Genomic DNA, 18,346 nt, shown 5'->3' with positions numbered 1-18,346 from the left:
TATTAATATAATAAAAAATATCACCTATGGAACAATTAAACTTCTACTAAGTGATACTGCCTATTTCATAATTTATTCTTATTATACTGGCGGGAATGTGTGGGAATCGAACCCACCTGAGAGGCTCCTAACCCCTCACGCCGGTTTTGAAGACCGGAGAGAACACCAGAACTCATCCACTCCCATTCCAATATAATAATTATACTACATAAATTATAGAAAATCAATATCAAATTTAAATAATAGGTACAAATTTAATATCCATATTTATAGATTTTTTTACTGTGTTATAGATATAACAATACTTTAAAGCCTTTTCACAAAACTTTATAATTTCTTCATCGTCAAGTTCCGAATAAATATACATTATAATGGAACATTCTGATATTACAGGTTCTTCTTCATAACCCTTTACTCCTAATAAAGTGAGGGGATTTTTTAGTTTAATTTTTATTTTTCCTTCTATTTCACCTAAGAAAATTCCACTTCTTTTACCAGTATTCTTAAGACTGTGAATTATCCCACCCACTATGGAGCTTGCAAAATAATTTATGGAACTGTACTGGCTTTTCTCTGAATCAAATTCCACTTCACTTGTAACTTCTATAAAATTCTTTTCAGTAAAAACTTTTACAGTTTCCTTATTTGTCAATATTGCCCTGTAAGACACATCATAATTTCTTGATTCATAAAGATTACTCATATTTTTCCCTCAGATATTTTTTTGCCTTATCAAGCTGAATGAGTTTTTTTTCTATTATTTCCATTGTATTTACAGGTCTGTTTGCAAATGTAGCAAATCCGCAATCTGGATTTAACCACACTTTTTCCTTAGGAAGCCATTTCAATGCTTCCTCCGCTCTTTCAACTATTTCTTCAGAAGTTTCAATATTGTCTGTTCTGGGATTAATAACACCCAGGCCTAAAATACAGTTTTTTCTTATAATTTCACTCTCCAGCAGGGAACTCAGCTCTCCTGCACGTGGAGTTGAAAATTCAAGAGTCAGTATGTCAGGCTTCACTTCTTCAAAAAGCGGTAACAGAGGAGTATAAGGCCCGCTTAACAGCGTACTTTCATTTTTACTCCAGTTTCCACGGCACACATGGAGGGAAACAGCAATATTTTTTCCTTTAGCATACTCTACAATTTCTTTTATTAATCCTGTGGCAAATTCCAGTTCTTCTTTTGGATCCTTCTTTTCAGAAAGGGCGGCACACATGAAGGAACGTGTATGTCCTTCTGAAAATACAACTTCTGTAAGTACAGGTTCATCAAACTGTACTACATCCGTTTTTATAATCGCCAGCCTGTCGATCTCCTGTTTGAGCACTTTTATTATATCCTGCCCCAGTTCCTCCTTATTTTTATAATATTTCTTTGATAGGGCAGGAAGCCACATAGACCTTGTCATCAGATAAGGCCCGGGCAAAGTGGCTTTAACAGGGGCATCTGTTATTTTCTTCAATTCTGCCATTTCATCTGCTACAAGTTCCTTATCATATTCCACTTTCCCTGTACAGATTGCATTTTTTATGCTTACAGCCGGAACATCCAGAATTTCCAGAATCTGCTCAAATGCCTTTTTATCTTCAATATATTCGAGCATGTCTCCCATGTTCATCATTGTAACACCTTTCAGCTTATCTGAAACAAACGAAACATAGTTATCCCTGCTTAATTCTCCATTGGTAATAATATCAACATTGCACCGTTTCTGCATTTCAACGATTTTCAACGTTTCTTCTGCCACCAGGCTGTCAAGTTCATCTGATGAAATTTCCCCCGACTGTACTTTTCTTCTGTACTGCATTATTTTCTTGCTTCTAGGCATACTACCTAGAAGAGAAGTTGTAAAAGGTAAGTATTTTTCCATATTTTACCTCTAATCTTCCTTAAAATAATTTAAATATCTATTTGCATTCAGAAGCTGATTAAATCCTTCCGTTCTTCCCGGAACCCATTCTTTAAGCCCTTCCATATCCATCATTTCTTTATGTTTAGGATTGTTATAATCCATTTTATGAAGCACTTCAAAGAATTGATTAAATTTCTCCTTATCCATGTCAGGTCTTCCTGAAAATATGCAATGATCAAAATTTGGTGTCTTATACAGTATTTTCACCTGATTTTCATCAAGTGTACCATCTTTTATCCATGCATCATAGTTGAAGTCAAGCATCCATGTAGCTGCAACTTCTCCTGAAAGCATTGCTTTTGCAGAATCAAGTTCTCCACCTATATGATCTCCCTGAAGTCCTACTTCTAAGTCAAATCTTTTTTCTTCATAGTCTTTTCCATACTCAAGACCTTTTTCATGAAGATTGTATATAGGAATTAGACGGGCCTGTGGTGAATCTATTGCACCAAAACCTATGATTTTCCCTTTTAAATCTTCTATACTTTCTATTCCGCTATCTTTTCTTACTACAAGATAAGTCTGTCTATCCCTGTCAGTATCACGCATTGATCCATCAAGAGCTTTTCCTTTAGTTCTGATATAGGCATCAACCCATGCCAATGGAGAATTCCACGCAATATCAATTTCCCCATTCATCAATCCATCTATCTGACTTACATAATCCTTATAAAAAACCGGCTCAACAGGAAACCCTTCTTCCTTAAAAAAGTCTGCAATTATTCCCCATATTACTGTTACTTTTGGAGCATAAATTACTGCCCCTATTTTTACATTACTCATTCTTTATCATTCCTTCCAAAATATTTTAACCTATACAAGAGGTTGTCCTGTTATCGCTCTTCCAAGCCAAATTGTAAGAACATCAACACTTGGAGCCATTATTTGTCCTGCGTATGAATCACGAAGCAGTCTTTCCATATTTCCTGCTTTGTTATAGGCTTTTCCTCCACCTATTCTCATTCCAATACGTGCAAGTTCAATCGCAGCTTCACTTGCAAATATTCTTGCAGCAAGTATTTTTGCCAATGCATCTTCCTTACCTTCTACTGCAGCTCTTGCAGCTTCTTCTGTTGATAAGATTGCAGCATTTGTCTGACTATAAATTTTTGCCAGATGTATTTGAACTGTCTCTATTTCACTTAATGATTTACCGGTAGGGTATTTTCTATTTGTTGAATGTTCCACAGCTTCTGCCAGTATAGCCTGACATACACCTGTATAAACAGCGGCAAGTCCTGTAACAAAATAAGGTGCCACAACATTAAATACCTGATCCACTCCTGTTCCTTCTTCACCTATACGGTAACTTTTGTCAAGCACTACATCGTTAAGTTCCATTTGACATGAAACATTTCCACGCATTCCAAGTCCATGCCATGTATTAGTTTTGAAATTTAATCCTTCTGATTCCAATGGGAAAACCCAGTTATCAACAGCTCCTTCTTTTTGAGATGGTGCAAGAACTAGATAATAAGAAGCGTGAGTCGCTGAAGTTACCATGCTTTTCAGACCATTGAATTTTACTGTGCTGTCACTAACTTCTGTTTTTATATCTGAAATATAAAAATGTGTTCCTGTTCCAAGTTCACTGTATGCCAGTGCTAAAAATTTATTATTTTCTACAACATCTTTAAATATTCTGCTTTTTAATTCTTCACTTCCATTTACTAAAATAGTCATAACTGCCACATTATGCATCATATAGCAAAGAGCTGCAGTAGCACATTCTTTTGAGAAAGCACGGCAAATCGCCGCATGATCTTCCAGTGTTCCACCTTGACCTCCATATTCTTTAGGTATCATCACTTTAAAATATCCTGCTTTTCCCATTTTTTCAAATGATTTTACAGGAAATTCCTGTTTTTCATCGATTTCCTTACTGTAAGGTAAAATGTGGTTTTTTGCAAATTCACTTGCTTCATTGTAATAGTTTGACATAACTATTCCTCCTAAAAATTCGTAATTTTTATATATTAAAGAACTACAAAAATAGAATTCCGGAAAAATAACAGAACAAATATTCAAAATATCAGATTCAAAATTTAAATTAAAATACATTGATTAGATTTATCTTCATAAGAAAAAATAGCTCTCTTAAACAGCTGGTCAGATAAGAATTTACATGTTTTAATCGAAGGCCTTTCGCCTTCCAGACTTTATTTACTTATATAAAAAACAGAAAGAAACAGCAAACAATATAAATTTCCTATCACATTTTTCAGCATAAAGAACAACCTGCTCTTTTAACATCTTCAATGGTCAAGAGCATAAATCTATACTGTTTAGTAATTTCTTAATTTGTGATATCTTGAAATTATAATTGTTCATGTCAGTTCTTCCTCCTTTTCTCAGTTCTATATCTTTAATACATTCATGTTTATTTTACCTCATAATCTCAAATAATGCAACATTTTAGAGTAGTCTTTTTTTAATTTTTTATTCCAAAAAAAATATGACCTCTTTCTTTCCCTTGTTTTATAAGGTTTCTGGTCATATTTATTTTTTAACGTTTTCTATATTTCTAGTTTCTACTGTTCGGTTTATCAGGAACCGTCCTTTCAATCAGCTTCATCTCCCAATACATGAAGTAATTTTCTACGGAATTTTTATCTTGATTGCTATCCTGGTCGGTTATGCCTTCATTTAACATAAAACATTCAAAAAAATCCTATAAAATCTTTTTAGAATTCACTTTTCTGATTCCATTTTCTTTGATTTGTATGTGAAAATTTTATAAATCAAATTAAAAAAATATTTTGACTTTTCAAATTTAGGTAGTATAATTAAATTGAAAATTACAAATTTTAGGAGGACAATCATGAAAAAAACATTCACATTTTTAATGGCAATAATTTTTCTGACAATTATTGCAAGCTGTGGAAACAAAGATGCAAAAGGCGGAGAATCAGCAGGAGCAAAATCTGACGTTAATACACAGATAAGCTTCAGCGGGTCATCAACATTGGCTCCGGTAATAAGTAAAATCTCAACTACATTTATTGAAAAGTATGAAACATGGGATAAGGTAGATCCTTCTCTTCCGGCTGAAAATATTACAATATATGTTTCATCAGGTGGATCAGGAGCAGGAGTAAAGGCTGTTCTTGACAATGTAGCAAACTTTGGAATGCTTGCACGTGGAATAAAAGATAGCGAAAAAGAAAAAGTTAAAGATTTGAAGGCATTTACATTGGGACTTGATGCACTAACTATTTCAGTAAATCCTGAAAATCCATTTATTAAATTAAAAGGTGGAAATATTACAAAAGATGAAATTATAAAAATATTCTCTGGAGAATACAAAAAATGGAGCGATTTGGATAAATCCCTTCCTAACGAAGATATCGTAGTAGTAACACGTGATCTTAGTGGTGGAGCTCATGAAGTTTTCCAGAAAAACGTAATGAAGGATGTAAACGTTAGACAGGATGCTATTCAGGCACCTACAATGGGAGCCCTTGTTGCAAAAATTATTGAAAATAAAAATGCTATTGGATATGCTTCTTTCGGAATAACAAATCAGAATAAAGGAAAACTTATTCCTCTGAAAGTGGATAATATCGAACCAAGCGAAGAAAATATCCTAAATAAATCTTACTATATTTCAAGACCTTTAATAATAATGAAAAGCGGAGAATTGACAAAAACTGAAAAAATATTTGTTGACCTGCTTAAATCTGAAGAAGGTAAAAAAGTTATAAAAGACATGGGATTCATTCCTGTATCAGAATAAAAGTGTAAATCAGTAAATTTAAATAACAGTGAGGTAAAAAGTGAAAAATATTTTCAGATATTCAATATATCTGCTCACAGTATTATCCATGCTTATATTAATAACAATGCTGATGTATTTATTTACAGAAGCCTACCCATTTTTCAAGGGACAGAAGTTAAGTGACTTTATTCTGGGAAATACATGGAGGGCAAGTGAACCTCATCAGAGCTTTCAAATATTTAATATTCTATATGCAGGATTTTATATTTCAATTTTAGCATGCTTAATATCATTTCCTGTTTCATATGGAATTTCAATGTTTATATGCTTTTATTCTAAAAATGCAGTAAAAAGAATAATTATATGGACGGTAAATATCCTTTCGGGGATACCGTCCATAGTATATGGTTTTTTTGGAATGATAGTCATACTGAAACTTCTGGAAAATTCATTTTCCTTATCCACAGGAGAATCAGTTTTAGCAGGGAGCCTTATTTTGTCAATAATGATAATCCCTTTTTTTGTTGGGAGCTGTATTGAAAGAATAGAAACAGTTAAGGGAAAATTTGAAAAGGATTCTGATGCCCTGGGTGTCACAAAGGAATATTTTATAAGGAAAGTTGTTTTCAGTGAAACAAAATTTTCAATAGTTACAGCCTTTCTTCTGGCTTTTGCAAGGGCAACAGGGGAAACAATGGCAGTTATGATGGTCATAGGTAATTCCCCTCAATTTCCTCATATACTTACAAAGGCTGAAACTGTTCCTGCCCTGATAGCTCTGGAAATTGGAATGAGCGAAGTAGGAAGCAGACATTATTCTGCACTATTTGCATCAGCTTTTATTCTGCTCATTGCAGTACTGATTATTAACATAATATTTTTTATTTTAAATGGAATAAGGAGAGCATATATTGAAAATTAAGGATTTTATTATAAAAATATGGATTTATCTGTCGACAGTTACTGTCTTTTTTATTATTTTCAGTATAATTTATTTTGTAATATCCAAAGGAATCAGGGAAATAAATCTTTCTTTTCTGACAGAAAATCCTAAAGGAATGCCCCTTGGAAGTGAAGGCGGTATAAAAAATGCCATTATGGGATCTGTTTTTTTAATGGTTCTGGCTATTTTCTTTTCCATTATACTTGGAACAGGCTGTGCCATTTACAACACTGTCTACTGTAATTCAAAAAAGATTAATATGGCAATCAGACTTGTAATACAGTGTATTTCTTCTGTTCCTTCCATAATTATAGGCTTATTTGTATACGGTTTTTTCATAGTGATGCTAAATGTTCCAAGAAGTATGCTGACTGCAGGAATTTCACTTGGAATTATGGTTTTTCCATTTGTGGAAATAAGGATTGAAAAAAGTATCATGAATATAGACAAAAAAATCATAAGGGAGAGTTTTTCTCTGGGAGTTGGAAAAGACTACATGTGTAAAAAACTTGTATTACCAATAATCAGAAAGGAAATAATATCTACAGGTATACTTGCAGGAAGTTATGCAATGGGGGCAACAGCACCGTTACTTCTGACAGGTGCTGTTTTCATAGGTGGTTCATCAAATAAACTACTAAGACCTGTCATGGCATTACCTTTTCATCTGCATATGCTTTTAGGACAGACAGCACTGTATGAAAAAGCTTATGCCACTGCTTTTGTGCTGATTTGCATTCTCATAATTATGCATATTCTATCAGAAGTTATAATGCTTGGAACGGGAGGAATGTTAGTTGAATATATTAGAAATAAAAAACATTAATATATATTACGGTGGTAAAGAAATTTTAAAAGATATAAATATCGATATTAAAAAAAATGAAATTCTTTGCATAATGGGACCTTCAGGATGTGGAAAATCAACATTATTATCTCTAATTAATGGCTTTCTTACTGAAAATGGTGGGGAATACACTGGAGATGTCATTCTGAAAGGGGAAAATATAAAGGCTATGAAACCGATTCAGCTGAGAAGAAGTATTTCTACATTATTTCAGGATTCAAAACCTTTTCCATTATCCATAGAAAATAATATTTTATATCCGATAGAATTTTACGAAGGAAAAGTAAAAAATAAAAAAGAAAGAATTTCCAGCTATCTGAAAGATGTAAATCTTTATAATGAAGTAAAAGATGATCTTAAAATGTCAGCACTGAAATTGTCAGGCGGTCAGAAACAGAGACTATGTATTGCAAGAATGCTGACAACAGACCCTGATATTCTTATCTTTGATGAGCCATGTTCTTCTCTTGATATGGAAAATACCCTCATTATAGAAAAACTTATAAAAAGGTTGTCTGAAAAATATACGGTAATTCTAACTACACACAATGAAGAACAGGCTAAAAGAATAGCAGACAGGACTATTCTGATTGGAAAATAAAGTAGAGGCCGTATAAAAATTGGCTCTATAATATGTGTAAAGGTTGAAAAAAGGGAAGTATCGGCTATTTGCTTTTACTTCCCATAATAATTTCTTATTTTCGTATTTTGTCACAAAACCAGCTCGTAAATACAAAGGTCTTTATCACTTATCAATTTAAAACCATTTCGAACTGCCAGTTTAATTGTCTTATTCTGTCTTGAATCACATTCAATAATTAGTGAATGAATCAATTTCTTTCTTGCAAAATCTATAAGTGATTTAGTAATTTCATCAGCTATCCCCTGATTCCAATATTCCTCACTTATTATCCACCCAATTTCATATCTTTTACTGTCATATTCGTGAAAAATAACATGACCAATTAATTTATTATTATTTCTGTATTCCAATGCATACACTAAGGGCGAAGGAATCAATCCATTATTTTCTATAAAAAGCTTTGTCTTCTCCTCTGTAAATGGTGGTTCAATATATTCCATTACTTTTGGACTGCTTAGAATACAATACAATGTGTAAACATCACTTTCATTGAAATTTCTAATAAGGCATCTTTGAGTTTCTATTCTCATAAGCTTCTCCTCAAAACAAAGTCATTCTTCTCCAAATTTTTTATAATAAAATTTCTCTAATTTATAAGCATTTTAGGGAAAGAAGTTTTTATATTTCTTTCCCTATTCTTTTATTATATTTTCTTTTCCATAACAATGACTTCTTTTTCAGAATTTCCAAACTTCAAAACTTTTCTTTCAATTTCTTTAAAATTTTGTTTTTTCCAAAAAGAAAATCCTATTTCATTATCAGTAATTACTCCCAGTCTTATTTTTAAAAATCCCTCCCTTTTAAACAAATCCTCTAAGTAATTAAATACTTTTCTACCAAAACCTTGTCCATGTTTGTTATTTTTAATTATAAAAAGACCTATAAAAACAGTATTTCTTTCAGGATAACCAGTTATATAATCAACTGTACCCAAAATTTCATCATTAAAAGAAACTATTCTGTAATTTTTCTGACTTTTTTGAACTCCATCAGGGATATTTGTAATATCCTGTTCAACATTGGTTATACTTTGAGGAATATTCAATATTTTATTAAAATAATAGTCATTACCAATATAAATATCCAGTACTTCCTGTTTCAATCTGTCATTATTTACAGATATTAATTTAATCAAGTGAAATCACCAATGTTTTCAGAAATTCCCATATTCTTCCTACAGACTCTATATTCAGACGTTCATTTACAGTATGAATTGCCTGCATATCCGGACCAAATGTAATCATATCTGTATTTGGTAAAGGTATTTTCAATATACCGCATTCCAGTCCACAATGCATTGTTTTTACACTTGGCTCTTTCCCGAACTGTTTCTTATACACTTCTATTGCCTTCACACGCAATGCAGAATCAGGATCATATTGCCACCCCGGATATCCTCCGTTATCTGATATTTCAAATCCATTTGAAGTTACAATCAGTTCAAAACGTCTTTTAACTTCAGTTTCCCTTGCCTTATTTGAAGAACGCAATAATGTTGTCAGATATAGTTTACCATCTTTCTGTTCCAGCACACCGTTAGAAAGACTTGTTTCAACAAGTCCATCCAGTACAGGATCCATATAGCATACTCCGTCTGGCACAGCTATCAATGTTTCAACAACTGCCTTCAAAGTTTCACATGTCCATACTTTTTCTCCTGAATCGATTGAAGTGAACACAATTTTCATATTAGGATCGGAAATTTTATAATTTTTCTTAAGTTCTTCCGCTTTATTTTTCAGCTCCTCAATAGCTTCATTATCTGCAAACAGTTCAATAACTGCTGTTGTAGGAACTGCATTATGTTTTGATCCTCCAGTCAGCGAAATAAGTTCCACCTTCCCTGAAATTTTATCCAGTAACTGTGCAGCAATTTTTATTGAATTTGCACGTGATTTATGTATTTCCTGCCCGGAATGTCCTCCTGTCAGTTCTTCAATCTCAATCTTATAGGCATCCTTCAAAGTAGGCTCTACAGTTTTAAGTTCCTTTACTGAAGTAATCGTTACTCCTCCGGCACATCCTACAAGAAGTTCATTTTCAACTTCTCCATCTATGTTAAAAAGATATTTTCCAGTTAAATGTTCTCCTGTCACTGCAAGAGCACCTTCCATTCCAAGTTCTTCCTGAGTTGTAATTAACACCTCAAGATTAGGATGTGGATAGTTTCCGTCAAGAAAAGCCAGAGCATAAGCCACAGCTATTCCGTCATCTCCTCCAAGAGTAGTTCCTTCTGCACTTATCCATCCGTCTTTTACCTGCAGTTTTAAAGGATCTTCACAGAAATTATGACTTGAACCCTTTACTTTCTCACAAACCATATCCATGTGTCCCTGCATAATAATTGTAGGCTTTGATTCGTATCCCGGAGTTGCAGGTTTCTTTATAATTACGTTATTTTCATGGTCCTGGTAAACTTCAAGATTTCTTTTTTTAGCAAAATCTACCAGAAAATCACTTACTTTCTTTTCCTGTCTTGAACAACGGGGAATTTTAGATAATTCCTCAAACCAGTAAAATACATCTTTTGGTTCAAAATTTTCTAACATTTAAAATACCTCCTAGTGTAATGTCTAGTGTAACATCCATCCTGTAAAGATACCATAATAGTTACCAATGACATATCCTAATGTTCCTATTAAAAGTGCAGGTACTATTAGTTCTGTCCAACCTTTTGAAACTGCCATTGCTGCCGCTGAAGTTGGTCCTCCCACATTGGCATTTGATGCAATAATTATTTCTTCAATACTGAATTTAAACATTTTTCCAAGTACCAGTGAGAATATCAGGTTAACAAGAATTATAATGAAGGCAAATACAAACAGCAACGGAGATTCCTTAAGAATTAAACCAATTGAAGCAGGTGCTCCTATTACTGCAAAGAACAGATAAATAAGGAATGTTCCTATTTCCTGACTTCCTCTTATTGAACCTATCTGTTTCGGGAACGCCGAAGCTACTATTATCGTCAATGTTGTCATTAAAAGATATTTATTTCCTAATAATCCTCCTAAAATAGCATCTACCAGTCCTTTCCCTGAGAATGTAGAAGACAGTAATTTAGATAATGTATCAGAAATAGTTACTATAACTAATGATAAAGCTACTGTTATTGCTATATCCTTTAATGAAATTTCTTTTGCTCCCCAGTATTTAGCTACTAATGTTTCATTTTTACTTTTATCTTCTTCTGTAAGATTTTCCAATTTATCTATATAAGGGTGTGTAAATTTTTTCTTTATAATATTTAACGTTGGTAAAGCTATCAGTACAAAAAAATAAAGTGCCATTAGAAGATTATCTGCAACTAGTGCTACAGACACTGTTTTCCCAGGTACTTTATATAAAGTAGACATTGCCACAAAATTAACAGCTCCTCCTGTATATGTTCCTGTAAACATAGGTACTATATCATTTAACTGAGGAATAACTCCTCTCATAATATAATAAGCAATAAAACCACCTATAACTGTTCCAAAACTGCTTAGAAGGAATATAAGAACCATACGTCCTGATTCTCTTCCTATTTTTTTAATGTCTGCATTAAACAGCAGCATAGGAATAGCAAGTGGAACTATATATCCCCATACATGATCGTAAACAGGTGCTTCTGTCGGTATTATATTGAAATTTGATAAAATCATTACAAATGATAATGCTAAAATGCATCCTGTAACTTTACTTGCCCAATCATATTTTTGTTCCAAATATATTGCAGCTGCAGAACAAACTGCCAAAATACACCATAAAGCCCATGTATTATCTGCACTTATTAAGCTGTTCATCTTTTTCCTCCTTTTAATTATAAGAGATTTCTCCATTATTTTAAATACAGTGCTGAATATAAGATCTGAAATCTGAAACAGCACTGCATTTATTATTTTTTATTCATTTAGTATTTTCCGTGTTATAATAACACTATTTTATTCTTCCTTATAGTCGTAATGAACATTACCTTCTGCAAATTTCTTATTGTAATCTTGAAGAAGATTTTTAACTTCAAATGATAGCCATACGATGGCAATCAAGTTCGGTATAACCATTAAACTGTTAAAGATATCTGCTAATGACCATACTAATTCAACTTCTTGTAATGATCCTACTATTATACAGATAATTACTATTATTCTGTAAGGTAGTAAGGCTTTTGTTCCAAATAAATATTTAATATTTGATTCTCCAAAGTAGTACCATCCTATTATAGTAGTGAAGGCAAAGAATGCAAGACATACAGCCAGCAAAATTGCTCCAAATTCACCAAAAGAAAGTTTAAATGCACCTTGTGTAAGCTGAGCTCCTACAAGATATTTACCATTTGCACCTTGTACTTTATATGCACCAGTTACTAAAATAGATAATGCTGTTGCAGTACATACTAATATAGTGTCTATAAATACTCCAACCATTGCAGTTAATCCTTGTTCTGCCGGGTGTTTTACGTGTGCAACTGCGTGTGCGTGTGGAGTTGAACCCATTCCTGCTTCATTTGAGAACAGTCCTCTTGCAACCCCTTTTTGCACTGCCACTTTAACTACAGATCCTGCAATACCTCCTGCTACTGCATTTCCTGTAAATGCACTTTCAAATATCCATCCAATTGTAGGAATTACTTCTTTATGGAATATAATTAATATAACAATACTTCCTAATATATAAACTGCTGCCATGATAGGAACTACGAGTTCAGCAAATTTTGCTATTCTTCCCATTCCTCCCATAAATATTAAAGCTGCCAATATTGCAACAACAACACCAACTATACCAGGGTTGATACCTTCTAAACCACTTATACCTTTAATTCCTGCAGCAATTGAGTTTGATTGAACGGCATTTCCCATAAATCCTAATGCAAGGATAATAGTAACTGCAAAGAATCCTGCTAATCCTTTAGCAAGTCCACCTGTTTTTTTCAAACCTTCAGAAATATAGTAAGCAGGTCCTCCTACTAATTCTCCGTTTACTCTTCTTCTATATTTTTGTGCAAGACATGCTTCTGTGAAAATTGTTCCCATACCTAAAAATGCAGAAACCCACATCCAGAATACAGCTCCTGGTCCTCCTGCAGTTATTGCTGTTGCAACCCCTGCCACGTTACCAGTACCAACTTGTGCTGCAACTGCTGTTGCAAGTGCCTGAAATGATGACATTGATCCTTCCTGAGAATCTTTCTTCTTAAATAAATCTCCAAATACCATTCCAAATGCTCTTGGCATCTTAGCTATCTGAGGAAATCCCAAAATAATACTTAAGAAAGCCCCTGCTCCAAGTAATCCCCACATAAGAATATTACTTGTAAGAAAATTATTCAGATTATTTATAATATCTACTAAACCCATAGTTCTCACTCCTTGTGTGATTATTTTTGATGTACAGAAATAAAGTGTTATATTAAAATTATGGCAGTAAATTTTTCTTTTAACTTCAAATAACCACTTATAACTAGCTATTAATTTATAACCACTATATGTCTGCACTTAAATAACATGTGTTCGTTATTTTTTTAACAAATAGTTGCTAGAATAATACTCATATATCATAATTTTTTTTAAGAAAATGAAGCCTATAAATATTCCGCATAAAATTATAGGCTTTATTTCTGGAATAATTATTTATTTGAATAAATTATGATAATAATCCTTCTGCTCTTAAAATTTCTTTTGCTTTATCTTTATTAACCTTATTTACAAGAATAATTGGCCCTGTACATCCCATTCCATTTTCAGCATATATACCATGTTTCCAAAGAACTTTAGTTGCATCTTCAAGATCCATAATATCTACACCAGCTATTTGAGATGTTACAACTTCTTTTTCAGGAGCCTTTATTTCTTCTGAAGGCTTGCTATCCTGCTTTTTATTTTTCAATTCAGCAAAGATTTTATCCAATCCTGCTGCTTGTGCCTTTTTATATTCATCCCGAGCTACTTCGTTAACTTTTCCTGTAGCTACTTCATAAGCATATTTTAATGCTTTAGCAACAACAGGTGATCCTGATGCTCTTGAAAGTATCAATACTCTTCTATCATAGTTTTCTCCTACTCCAGGACCGTATCCATATCCTTCGGCTTCGTAATCTCCACCTGTAGTATATGATGAGAATATTTTCATAAATAAATTTCCTGTTAATGAGTCTGTTACCATGACATCAGGTGTACCCATCAACAAGTCATTTCCTCTCATTACTGCACCACCATCAGCTCTTTGAGATTCTGTGAATTCAAAGTCATATCCATTTTTTTGAAGTTCAGACAGTAACTTTTCAGTTTGTCTTGCCCCTTCTATATTTATTATACCTACTGTAGGTTTTTTAATTCCTACTGATTTAGCTGTAGCTATACCATATATCGCATTTCTTACCATTGCTTCTACTCTGTCAGTAGCAGATGTTCCGGTAGTTGTTGCTATAAACATTTCATTTCCTCTTCCAGGAGTTATTACTCTACCTACTGTTGAAACTCCTATTGGGAAATTATAGTGCATTGTAACGCAAGAAGCTATTTCTCCACTGTCAAGTAGTTCTTCCATTTTTTTATGCACCTCTTCTTCAGTTTCAACTTCGTAGCTTTCAAAATCTTCGTGACCTTTTCCTATAAGAACTATGTCAAACAAATCATTCTTAGCCAGTTGTGCACCTTTTATAATATTTTCAGGTCCATGTTCACTTCCTAATGTTGTTACTCCTACTTTTACTTTTTTCCCAAAATTTCCTGTTTCAATAGCTTCAGCTACTTCAAGCAGTACTTGAGAAATTATTTTTTTACTCATTATAGCATACACCTCCCTACTCTTCTGTATCTGCGATATTTTGAGCAAGTTTTTTAATTGATTCTGCTATTATTTTTCTTATTTCCTCTTTAGAAACTGCTCCTTCTTCAGATTTTTCTCCAGTATTTCTTTCAGCAATAAATGAAACACCATCAAATAAGTTAGTCATTCTTCCTAAGAATAAGCTTCCTTTTCCTACTATCATTGCTCTATTTTTGTTTCCTGTAGTCAAATCATCACGTAAGAATCCTACATAAGGTACTCCTGAAGGAATATGCCCTTGTGTTGGAGCCCATCCTGGCAATCCTTTTGTTTCTATGAATGATTTAAGATCTTTTTTCTCAATGTCTCCACGCATTACAGCCAATGCACCTATCATTTTATAGTTTGCTTCAGGTACATTTCCTGCTCCTGCCGCTTTTGTTATGTCAGGGTTTTGCATTTCAACTGAGAATACATCTACATCAGTTATTTTTAAGTTTGCTTTTTCTAATCCAGGTGTTACAAGTGCTGAGATAACAGCTTGAGGTGAAGAACCTGTTCCAACATTGTGTTTTCCAATTAAGTCAGTTCTTATTATTGGATTTACACCATCGTTTTCAGAAACAAGTATCGCAAATCCACCTAAAACGTCTTCCAATACTGGAATTCCTTTTTTAACGTGATCTTTTGCGTTCATTCCTAATTTTGCTGTTGCTCCTCCTGCAACTACCATTACATTTTTATAAATTCCTGCTTTTACATATGAAGCTGCACTTATTAATGCATGTGTAGGTGCCGCACAGAATCCACGTAAATCTGATCCTGTTGCATTTACTAATCCTGCTATTTCAGCTATTGATTTTGCAAAGTTTCCTCCACCACGTTGGTTTATGTCTCCACACGCTTCTTCAGAACATTCTATTACATAATCAATTTCTTTAGGATCTATTTTTGAATCTCTTAACATTTCAAGTGCCGAAATTACTCCTGATGCTTTAACTACAAGGTTTTCAGCCATTACATGTGAATTTAAGTTTGGATCCACATCATGTGCTCTTTTTACATATCCTACAACTTTTCCTTCGTGAGTCAGTGTATAATCTTTAGGATCTATTTCACTAATATCATCGCTTTTAAGTTGTCCAAAGAAAGGTTCCAATTCTTTGAAATTTTCTTCTATTTTTGGACGTACTGCAGATATGAATTCTTCTGATAAGTGTACTAAATCAAATGCATCTACTATTTTAAGTAATGCAATAAATTCGTCCTGAGGAACTATTTGTCCAAATTTTCCATGACGATCACCTTTCTGATCTTTTATATCATACCAAGGCATAGGGAATGTATTTAACTCTTCTGGAGTTTTTCTTCCTATATAAACTTGGTTTGGAAGGTAATCTACAACTTCTTCGTAACTTCTTATGTGGTTTTTTATTTCTTTTAGAAATTCTGAGTCAGGGTTAGTTTCTCTTTCTATTGCACATGTTGATCCATTTTCAATCATGTCAGGTGTATGAACAAGAACATAACCTGCTCCTCTAAATACTGGATAATTCATATCTTTATTTGGAGCCGTCTTAAAAGGACTGTTTTCCAATTAAGACAGGCTCCTTCTCCTTTCTGAATTACTTTAAGTTAATTATTCAAATACTGTTTGACCGTCTACTTCAGTTGTTAAAGCATTTAATGCTTTTTCAACTAATTTTCTTCTTATTTTTCTTTCTTCTTCTATACTATCTAATTTTGGATTACCCAATGGGTGAGGTATCGCTATAGTTGGAACGATTCTGTTTGCTCCAACTGTTAGTGATATAGGTACTACTGTACACATATGTACTACAGGTATACCGTATTTTTCTATTCCTTTTACCATCGTTGCACCGCAACGAGTACAAGTTCCTCAAGTAGATGTAAGGATAACTGCATCTACCCCATCAGCCACTAATTTTTTTCCAATTTCTTCTGCAAATGCTTTTGCACTTGCTACTGCTGTACCATTTCCTACAGTAGTAGAAAATTCATCGTACAATTTTCCAATTTTTCCTGCTTTTTCAAATTCTCTTAATACATCCACAGGTAACACACGGTCAGCATCTTCATTTGCGTATACAGGATCGTATCCTCCATGAGCTGTTTCATATGTTTCAGCTGTTAAGTCTTCAACACCTGCTATGCTGTATGTTCCATATTTTGAAGCTGAAGATGATTCAATGTGATCAGGGTTTCCTTTTGGAACAATTCCTCCAGATGTAACTAGAGCGATTTTTGCTTTAGATAGATCTTTAATAGCCGCAGCTGGTTCAACACGGTCAAAATCTGGCATTGGATATTCTGTTTCAAAAGCTTCACCTTTGATTTTTTTAATCAGCATATCTACCGCACGTTTTGAACCTGTATCTTCGTGGAAGTAGTTAACCCTTACTCCTTTAGCTATATATCCGTCTTCAGCTGGTGAAAGTATTTCTTCACCTTTTGCTAATTTTGCTGCTAATTTTGCTAATTTAGGTAAAACCTTTCTCATTCCTGCAGCACTGTCTGTTGCTTCTACGATATATATATCTTTTCTATACATATCTACTCCAGGGTTTTCAATATACATTGCTGTTACAGCAGGTATATGTAATTCATCCTGGATTAATTTTGTAATTGTTCCTGCAGCAACCCCGTAACGTCCTGCGTTAAATGCTGGTCCTGCAATGAATAATTGTGGGTTTTCCCCTTTAATCATTTCTAATAAAGTTGCTTGCGCTTTTTCTAAATTTTCGTTGAAATAGCTGTCTCCACATACTACTGCAGCTACTATTTCAAATTCTTCTCCCAGCTTATCTTGTAATTGCTGTGATATTGGGGGTAATTCTTTACGCAACTCAGGCTCTATGTGAGCTTGTTCTTCTCCTCCAACCCCAGCAAAGAACTGGTTAATGTAGTGTACTACTCTAATCTTTGACATTTTTTACCTCCTCATTGTGTTGTTGGATTATTCACCACGTACGTCTTTCATTTCTTCTGAAATTGCGTCGACATCCAATACCATTTCCATCATTCCAACTTGTTCTTCGTAAACAGCTGGATCAACTTGTGATTTTACTTCTTCTTCTACTATGTGGTAAACTGCAAGATGTAATTCTACTCCTGCCAACGGCCCTGCAAAAGTTGGATCTCCTACAGTTACTGTTTCAGCTGCTAGACCAGCAGCTTCGGCTTCTGACGCACCTAATAGAACCGCAACGTTTTCGTTACCGAATTTTTCGGCAGCTTCCTTAACACGTTTTTGGTTTTCTAAGTCCATCGCACCCGCAGCCGTTCAGACAAAGCATTCAGTAGATGAAAATACAATCTCTGTTCCTTCTATAGTTTTTACACATTCTTCGATAGCTAGACCAGGTATACCGTCTCTATCTCCGATAATGATAACTTTTTTATTTTTTAAACTACTCATTATCTTTCCTCCAATTTCTTTTTCATTTGATAATTAACTTAAATTTTTTCTTTTGATTTTATTATTTTTCTAAATTTTATTTGGCTGTTTGTT

General features: G+C 33.6%; 17 protein-coding genes and 1 tRNA gene. 4 read left to right on the top strand and 14 right to left on the bottom strand.

The window, feature by feature from the left end:
• Positions 1-87 precede the first annotated feature (87 nt).
• The 5 genes from HMPREF1984_RS09040 to HMPREF1984_RS09020 form a co-directional block, all read right to left on the bottom strand.
• Positions 88-184: transfer RNA gene (locus HMPREF1984_RS09040), tRNA-Sec, on the bottom strand.
• 51 nt (positions 185-235) lie between these two features.
• Positions 236-703 (bottom strand): OsmC family protein, encoded by a 468-nt coding sequence (locus HMPREF1984_RS09035; protein WP_021767679.1) that lies wholly within the window; start codon positions 701-703, stop codon positions 236-238.
• Positions 696-1,874: a cobalamin-independent methionine synthase II family protein gene (locus tag HMPREF1984_RS09030; protein WP_021767678.1), complete on the bottom strand. Its 1,179-nt coding sequence runs from the start codon at positions 1,872-1,874 to the stop codon at positions 696-698. The genes HMPREF1984_RS09035 and HMPREF1984_RS09030 overlap by 8 nt, the downstream gene beginning before the upstream one ends.
• Before the next feature lie 9 nt (positions 1,875-1,883).
• Positions 1,884-2,699: a phosphate/phosphite/phosphonate ABC transporter substrate-binding protein gene (locus HMPREF1984_RS09025; RefSeq protein ID WP_021767677.1), complete on the bottom strand. Its 816-nt coding sequence runs from the start codon at positions 2,697-2,699 to the stop codon at positions 1,884-1,886.
• Between the two features lie 30 nt (positions 2,700-2,729).
• A complete protein-coding gene (locus tag HMPREF1984_RS09020) occupies positions 2,730-3,857 on the bottom strand; it encodes an acyl-CoA dehydrogenase family protein (RefSeq protein ID WP_036100435.1) in 1,128 nt (375 codons plus the stop codon).
• A gap of 880 nt (positions 3,858-4,737) precedes the next feature.
• Between HMPREF1984_RS09020 and HMPREF1984_RS09015 the strand changes: the two genes are divergently transcribed.
• The 4 genes from HMPREF1984_RS09015 to HMPREF1984_RS09000 are packed head-to-tail and all read left to right on the top strand — an operon-like array spanning position 4,738 to position 8,025.
• On the top strand, positions 4,738-5,652 hold the full coding sequence (locus tag HMPREF1984_RS09015) for a phosphate ABC transporter substrate-binding protein (protein ID WP_021767673.1): 915 nt from the start codon (positions 4,738-4,740) through the stop codon (positions 5,650-5,652).
• Between the two features lie 40 nt (positions 5,653-5,692).
• Positions 5,693-6,556: a phosphate ABC transporter permease subunit PstC gene (gene pstC, locus HMPREF1984_RS09010; RefSeq protein ID WP_036100433.1), complete on the top strand. Its 864-nt coding sequence runs from the start codon at positions 5,693-5,695 to the stop codon at positions 6,554-6,556.
• Positions 6,546-7,403, top strand: coding sequence for a PstA family ABC transporter permease (locus HMPREF1984_RS09005; protein ID WP_021767671.1), 858 nt, complete (start codon positions 6,546-6,548; stop codon positions 7,401-7,403). The genes pstC and HMPREF1984_RS09005 overlap by 11 nt, the downstream gene beginning before the upstream one ends.
• A complete protein-coding gene (locus tag HMPREF1984_RS09000; RefSeq protein WP_021767670.1) occupies positions 7,375-8,025 on the top strand; it encodes a phosphate ABC transporter ATP-binding protein in 651 nt (216 codons plus the stop codon). Before HMPREF1984_RS09005 ends, HMPREF1984_RS09000 begins: the two co-directional genes overlap by 29 nt.
• A 110-nt stretch (positions 8,026-8,135) precedes the next feature.
• Here HMPREF1984_RS09000 and HMPREF1984_RS08995 read toward each other — a convergent pair whose 3' ends face one another.
• From HMPREF1984_RS08995 to grdA, 9 genes are all read right to left on the bottom strand, one after another.
• Complete coding sequence (locus HMPREF1984_RS08995; RefSeq protein WP_021767669.1) at positions 8,136-8,597, bottom strand: GNAT family N-acetyltransferase; 462 nt, start codon at positions 8,595-8,597, stop codon at positions 8,136-8,138.
• Between the two features lie 113 nt (positions 8,598-8,710).
• Positions 8,711-9,202 (bottom strand): N-acetyltransferase, encoded by a 492-nt coding sequence (locus HMPREF1984_RS08990; protein ID WP_021767668.1) that lies wholly within the window; start codon positions 9,200-9,202, stop codon positions 8,711-8,713.
• Positions 9,195-10,616, bottom strand: a complete 1,422-nt coding sequence (locus tag HMPREF1984_RS08985; RefSeq protein ID WP_021767667.1) for an aminoacyl-histidine dipeptidase — start codon at positions 10,614-10,616, stop codon at positions 9,195-9,197. Before HMPREF1984_RS08985 ends, HMPREF1984_RS08990 begins: the two co-directional genes overlap by 8 nt.
• 24 nt (positions 10,617-10,640) lie before the next feature.
• The gene (locus HMPREF1984_RS08980) at positions 10,641-11,852 is read right to left on the bottom strand and encodes a DUF819 domain-containing protein (protein WP_036100429.1); all 1,212 of its coding nucleotides are present in this window, start codon (positions 11,850-11,852) and stop codon (positions 10,641-10,643) included.
• Between the two features lie 138 nt (positions 11,853-11,990).
• Positions 11,991-13,403, bottom strand: a complete 1,413-nt coding sequence (locus HMPREF1984_RS08975) for a sodium:alanine symporter family protein (RefSeq protein ID WP_036100424.1) — start codon at positions 13,401-13,403, stop codon at positions 11,991-11,993.
• A gap of 286 nt (positions 13,404-13,689) precedes the next feature.
• A complete protein-coding gene (grdD, locus tag HMPREF1984_RS08970) occupies positions 13,690-14,832 on the bottom strand; it encodes a glycine/sarcosine/betaine reductase complex component C subunit alpha (protein WP_021767664.1) in 1,143 nt (380 codons plus the stop codon).
• A 16-nt stretch (positions 14,833-14,848) separates the two neighbouring features.
• Positions 14,849-16,411: a glycine/sarcosine/betaine reductase complex component C subunit beta gene (gene grdC / locus HMPREF1984_RS08965; protein WP_021767663.1), complete on the bottom strand. Its 1,563-nt coding sequence runs from the start codon at positions 16,409-16,411 to the stop codon at positions 14,849-14,851.
• A 42-nt stretch (positions 16,412-16,453) separates the two neighbouring features.
• Positions 16,454-17,764 carry a glycine reductase complex selenoprotein B gene (gene grdB, locus HMPREF1984_RS08955; RefSeq protein WP_084408459.1) on the bottom strand — a complete coding sequence of 437 codons (1,311 nt, stop codon included), beginning with the start codon at positions 17,762-17,764 and terminating at the stop codon, positions 16,454-16,456.
• Positions 17,765-17,791: 27 nt separating this feature from the next.
• On the bottom strand, positions 17,792-18,253 hold the full coding sequence (grdA, locus tag HMPREF1984_RS08950) for a glycine/sarcosine/betaine reductase complex selenoprotein A (protein ID WP_084408457.1): 462 nt from the start codon (positions 18,251-18,253) through the stop codon (positions 17,792-17,794).
• Between the last annotated feature and the right edge of the window lie 93 nt (positions 18,254-18,346).

This window comes from Leptotrichia sp. oral taxon 215 str. W9775, from assembly GCF_000469505.1.
Classification (GTDB): Bacteria; Fusobacteriota; Fusobacteriia; order Fusobacteriales; family Leptotrichiaceae; genus Leptotrichia_A.
Note: the sequence above shows the minus strand (reverse complement) of the source record. Positions and strands in the feature narration are given on the sequence as shown.